Origin of the sequence: Salinibacter sp. (assembly GCF_036626415.1) — a bacterium.
Taxonomy (GTDB): Bacteria; Bacteroidota; Rhodothermia; order Rhodothermales; family Salinibacteraceae; genus Salinibacter.
In genome coordinates, this window is record NZ_JAZKRW010000175.1 from 1 (window position 1) to 4,769 (window position 4,769).

Sequence of the window (4,769 nt, forward strand, 5' to 3'; positions counted from 1 at the left end):
GTGTAGTTTCCCTTCGACTTGGACGTGCTCCGCGACACCGACGTCTTAGCAGTCCAGGATGCATCCACCTCGTACTCCATGAGCCCCTGCAGGCGCAGCGTTGGCGTACGGAGGGTAAGGTCGTTCGAGGTAAACGAATGGTCGGGGTCGTACTGCAGCTCGTCGATGCTGCTCGCGTGGGGCGCGCTGCTGCGCGCCATAAACAGCATCGTTGGGTTCGTCTTCTCGGCGGTATGATACTCGGCGTCGACCCGAAACGAAAGCTGATCGGTTGCCTCGTACAACAGCGACGGCGCCAGGAACCCGGACTGGCTGAAGCCCGAATTCTGAAAGCTCGCCCGACTGTCAAACGCCCCGTTCACGCGGAGTGCGAGGTCATTTTCTTCTCCGATCGGAACGTTTAGGTCGACGGCGCCCCGATTCAGGCCAAAGCTGCCCGTCGTGTACGATACTTCGCCCCTGAAGGATGAGTGGGGCTTCTTCGTCACGACATTGATCAGTCCGCCGTAGGAAATGAGACTGCTCCCATACAGGGTCCCGGACGGCCCTTTCGGAATCTCCACACGCTCGACGTTGGCCGGGTCGGGGGAGCCGTTGGTGAGGGCCGGACGCCCGTTCCGCATGGTCGGCTGAACGGCAAAGCCACGGATGGAATAGTAGCCGGCCCCATCATCGCCACGTCCCGTCGATTCCCAGAGCTTGAAGACGCCGGGGGCATTTGTCATTGCGTCCTCGAAGCTCGTGACGACCTGGTCCTCCAGGAGAGTCGCTGGGATCGAGCTGGATACCTGCGGATTGTCGATGTCTCGGAGCGGCATTTTGGCCACGTGCTCGCTCGTCGGTGTTGCGTACGAGGAGCGCTCGCCCGCAACTACCACTTCTTCCAACGTTTGCGTGGATTCCTGCAGGGTAATGGCTGAGACGGAAACCCGCGTTCCGGCGTCGACCGTAATCTGTCGTTGCTGAGTTGCGAGCCCGACGTACGATACGATGAGGGTGTAGTCCCCAGACGGCACGTTCGAGATCACATATCGCCCTTCCTCGTTAGTGGTGGTTCCCCGCTCGGTTCCCCTCAGACGGACATTGACCCCGGCGGCAGGTGTATCATCGGCTGTCTTTACGAGGCCTTCGACGGTCCCGGCAGATTGCTGGGCCCGGGCCTCGTTGGGAACCGACCCGAGTGGGCCGACAACCAGAAGGACGGCACTGATCACTTGTGCGGTGCATGCGAAAAGGGAACGAACGTGCATCGTTGATACAAATGTTGGTGAACCGAAGGCGCGAGGCAGTGCCGTTTCGCAATCCGGAAAGTTATTTAGACCACTTCTAAATAACGGGGTGGAAAGAACACTACCGGTCGTGCGGCGCACTTGCAAGGCGGCCCGTAGTCTGCCCTCGTGAAGATCACGTAGGGCTCAGGCGAGGCGGTCTTTCAGCCTGCGTGCCCGCCGCCGGCTCATCACCAGCGGGGCCTCGCGGGTCGGCACGTGTACGTCGTACGAGCGCCCCTCCGTCTGGGCTACGTCGGTGACATGCTCCACGTTGACGATCGTGGAGCGGTGGATGCGGGCAAAGTGCGCGTTGGGCAGCCGGTCGGTCCAGTTGGACAGCGTCGTAGAGGTGAGGGCCGTGTCGCCGTCGGTAAGGTGCAACTCGGTGTAGTTGCCCGCCGCTGCGATAAAGACAATCTCGCGGATCCGGATGAAGCGTGGGCGGCGGCCTTCTTCGTAGAAAAAGAGGTCGTCGTACCGGAAGGCGTCCGGGGTGGCCTCCTCGTCGTTCGGGAGGGCCGTCTCCGCCTGTCGGGCGCGCCGGAGGGCCTTGGCGAGGCGGTCCGGATCGATCGGCTTCAAGAGGTAATCGAGGGCGTTCACTTCGAAGGCCCGCACAGCGTACTCGTCGTGGGCGGTCACAAAGATCACCTGCACGGGCGCGTCGAGGCGGTCGAGCAGGTCGAATCCGGTCTCGCCCCGCATCTGCACGTCGAGCAGCACCACGTCGGGCTCGCTCGTGTGGATCTGTTCGGCGGCCGCGTCCACGCCCCCGGCCTCGCCGGCCACCGCGGCGTCCTCCACGTCATCCAGGGCACTGCGGACGGACCGGCGTGCCAGCCGCTCGTCGTCGACGATAAGGACCCGAAGTGGATCAGGCATCGTGGTCGAGGGCCGCCGTGTCAATCTCGATGCGGACATGCACCCAGCCGTCGTCCTCGCGGAAGGTGAGCCGATGCTGGTCGGGATGCTGGGCCTTCAGCCGACGTCGGACGTTGTCGAGGCCGGTCCCAGTGCCGTCCCCGTTAGGGGCCTCCTCGCGCCAGTGCCCCGTGTTGGCCACCTCTACCACGAGGGCCGCCTCCGCAACCGTGCCGGTGACCCGGATGCAGAGCGGCGTGGGGCTCGTGTACTGGCCGTGTGTGACGGCGTTCTCCACGAGCGGGAGCACCAGAAACGACGGTACAACCCACCGTCCGGCCTCCGCATCCAGGTCCACCGCCACGTGCAAGTCGTCTTCGAAGCGAATCTTCTCGACGGCGAGGTAGTGCTCCGCGGCCGCCACTTCGTCGTGGAGAGGCGCGTCGAGGTCCTCATCGTCGAGCAGCGTGTAGCGGAGAAACCCCGACAGCTCGCGCACGGCTGTTTTCACGCGCTGCGGGTTCTCGTCGGCCAGGGCGCCGATGGTGTTGAGGGCATTGAAGAAGAAGTGGGGATTGAGCTGGTAGCGGAGCATGCGCAGCTGGGCGCGCTGTGCCTCCGCGTCGGCTTGCAGCAGGCGTCGCTCCTGCCGCTGCTGCGCGTACCATTGCGCGAGGCCGAGGTAGAGGCCGCTCCAGGCAAACAGGACGATGGGAAAGGCCGCGGCGCCAGACAGGATCGAGCCCTCGCCGGGCCGAAAGGAGCCGGGGCCCGTCACGGGAGCAATAAACGGATTTACCCAGTCGGCACCCCATGCCTTGACCTGATACCAGACCAGCCCGGCCGCGAGGCTGGCCCCGAGCACGAGGAGCGCCTGCACTGCGGGGTGTCGCTGGCGCAGGGTGAGGCTCCAGTAGAGGCCTCCGAGCAGCGTGCTCACGAGCAGCCCTGTGCTGGTAGCAATGAGCGTCTGCTTCCAGAGGATATCGCCAAACGGCTGGTATGGACGGAGCGTCAGGTAGTACACGACGCCGTAAAGCCCCCACCCAAGCAGTTGCAGGCCCGCAAGGGAGAGGACCTGCAGGGAAACAGCACGTCCAGAAAGAGAGAAGCGTGTCATGGCACAAAGAAACGGGTCTCGTGGCGCCGGACTGGACAGAACGTGCAACCCACAGACAGCATGCCTTCTCACACGCCCGAATGAAACGGTTCGGTTGCCGAACGGGCCGCGTCGCTGCTGAACGGGGGCACCGACGGAATGGGGAGCGCGTGCAAGGGACTACCCTTGCGCATTCCTCATCACAGACGTGCTCTCATCACAGACCTCCGGAGTCATGGTTCGATCTCTCACCGCAGGACTTGTCGCCCTCTTTCTCGCCGTGGGCGTCTCGATGCCCGTGTCGGCTCAGTCGAACGAAGAGGCCGTAGAAGCGGCCAAAGCAGCGTCTCAGGAGTGGCTCGCGCTTCTCGACGCTGATGAGTACGAAGCGACGTGGGAAGAGGGAGCTACGTTCTTCAAGTCGAAGGTGTCCGCCGAACAGTGGGCTGCCCAGATCCGGCAGGCGCACAGTTCTCTCGGCTCCTTTCAGTCGCGCTCCCTCGTGACGGCCCGCTACACCCGTTCGATACCCAACGCCCCAGAAGGCGAGTATGTGATCGCACAGTACCGCGCAACGTACGGCACGCAGGAAACGGTCGAGACCGTGTCCCTCAAGAAGGACCAAGAAGAGTGGCGGGTAGCGGGGTACTTCGTGAAACCGGCGGGGCAACAATAGGACCTGCGCCCCGAACGGAGTGAGGAAGTGCTCTCGGAATGCCGCCCTTCCGTCTCTGTTTGAATGCAGGCTCTCAGAGGGGCCATCGTCAGCCAGCGCGCGCCGACGTCGAGTGAGCCCGGAGCCTAAGGGGAGCACTGATAGGGGGGCTCCTGGGCGCACGCTTTTCGTTCACGTTCTGTCGTTCCCGTTCTGTCTCGGTCTCATGTCGAACTACCGCCGCGTTGCGTTTCTTCTTGTTTTCGGACTGGGACTTCTCGGCCTCACGACGGCTCCGGCGCAAGAGGCCGTGGTGGGATCGTGGTCGGGAACCCTGAAGGCCGGGGGCATGGAGGTGCGGATCGTCTTCCACGTCGAAGGGGGCGAAAAGGGCCTTCCTGCCACGATGGACAGCCCCGATCAGGGGGCGACCGGCATTCCAGTGTCCCGCGTGACCGTAACAGGCGACAGCGTGACGCTCGCGGTTGACCGCATCGGCGGGGTCTACACCGGGGCGTTGGCCGACGGCGACACCAAGATCGAGGGGCAGTGGACGCAGGGGGGACAATCGTTTCCGCTGACGCTCACGCCCACGGCGGAGGCAGACACGGCCCCGCCGCCTCGGCCGCAGCACCCCGAGCCGCCGTATCCGTACGCTGCGGACAGTGTGACCTTTCGGAATGAGGCAGCGAGCCTTGAGCTGGCGGGCACCCTTACCCGTCCCGAGAGCGACGGCCCGCACCCGGCCGTGGTGCTCGTCTCCGGCTCCGGGCCGCAGAACCGCAACTCCGAGGTGTTCAACCACAAGCTCTTTCACGTCCTTGCCGACCACCTGACGCGCGATGGCATCGCTGTGCTCCGCTACGACGAGCGCGGCGTGGGG

5 protein-coding genes are annotated in these 4,769 nt (G+C 64.3%); 2 read left to right on the forward strand and 3 right to left on the reverse strand.

All coding sequences use genetic code 11. The features are described from left to right. The 3 genes from V5A20_RS13135 to V5A20_RS13145 all read right to left on the reverse strand — a co-directional run. Positions 1–1,250 (reverse strand): TonB-dependent receptor (locus tag V5A20_RS13135; protein ID WP_332327543.1); only part of this gene is annotated, 1,250 nt, incomplete at its 3' end. A 165-nt stretch (positions 1,251–1,415) separates the two neighbouring features. Beyond that, positions 1,416–2,153, reverse strand: coding sequence for a LytR/AlgR family response regulator transcription factor (locus tag V5A20_RS13140; RefSeq protein WP_332316936.1), 738 nt, complete (start codon positions 2,151–2,153; stop codon positions 1,416–1,418). After that, positions 2,146–3,252, reverse strand: coding sequence for a sensor histidine kinase (locus V5A20_RS13145; protein WP_332327544.1), 1,107 nt, complete (start codon positions 3,250–3,252; stop codon positions 2,146–2,148). The genes V5A20_RS13140 and V5A20_RS13145 overlap by 8 nt, the downstream gene beginning before the upstream one ends. Before the next feature lie 214 nt (positions 3,253–3,466). Here V5A20_RS13145 and V5A20_RS13150 point away from each other — a divergent pair, with 214 nt between their 5' ends. Beyond that, on the forward strand, positions 3,467–3,907 hold the full coding sequence (locus V5A20_RS13150) for a DUF4019 domain-containing protein (RefSeq protein ID WP_332316938.1): 441 nt from the start codon (positions 3,467–3,469) through the stop codon (positions 3,905–3,907). A gap of 205 nt (positions 3,908–4,112) precedes the next feature. Then, the coding region (locus V5A20_RS13155; protein WP_442978409.1) for an alpha/beta hydrolase family protein at positions 4,113–4,769 on the forward strand (657 nt) is incomplete at its 3' end.

Coding starts and splice junctions, on each gene's coding strand:
- V5A20_RS13140 (WP_332316936.1), bottom strand. CDS start 2,153: ATGCCTGATCCACTTCGGGTCCTTATCGTCGACGACGAGCGGCTGGCA.
- V5A20_RS13145 (WP_332327544.1), bottom strand. CDS start 3,252: ATGACACGCTTCTCTCTTTCTGGACGTGCTGTTTCCCTGCAGGTCCTC.
- V5A20_RS13150 (WP_332316938.1), top strand. CDS start 3,467: ATGGTTCGATCTCTCACCGCAGGACTTGTCGCCCTCTTTCTCGCCGTG.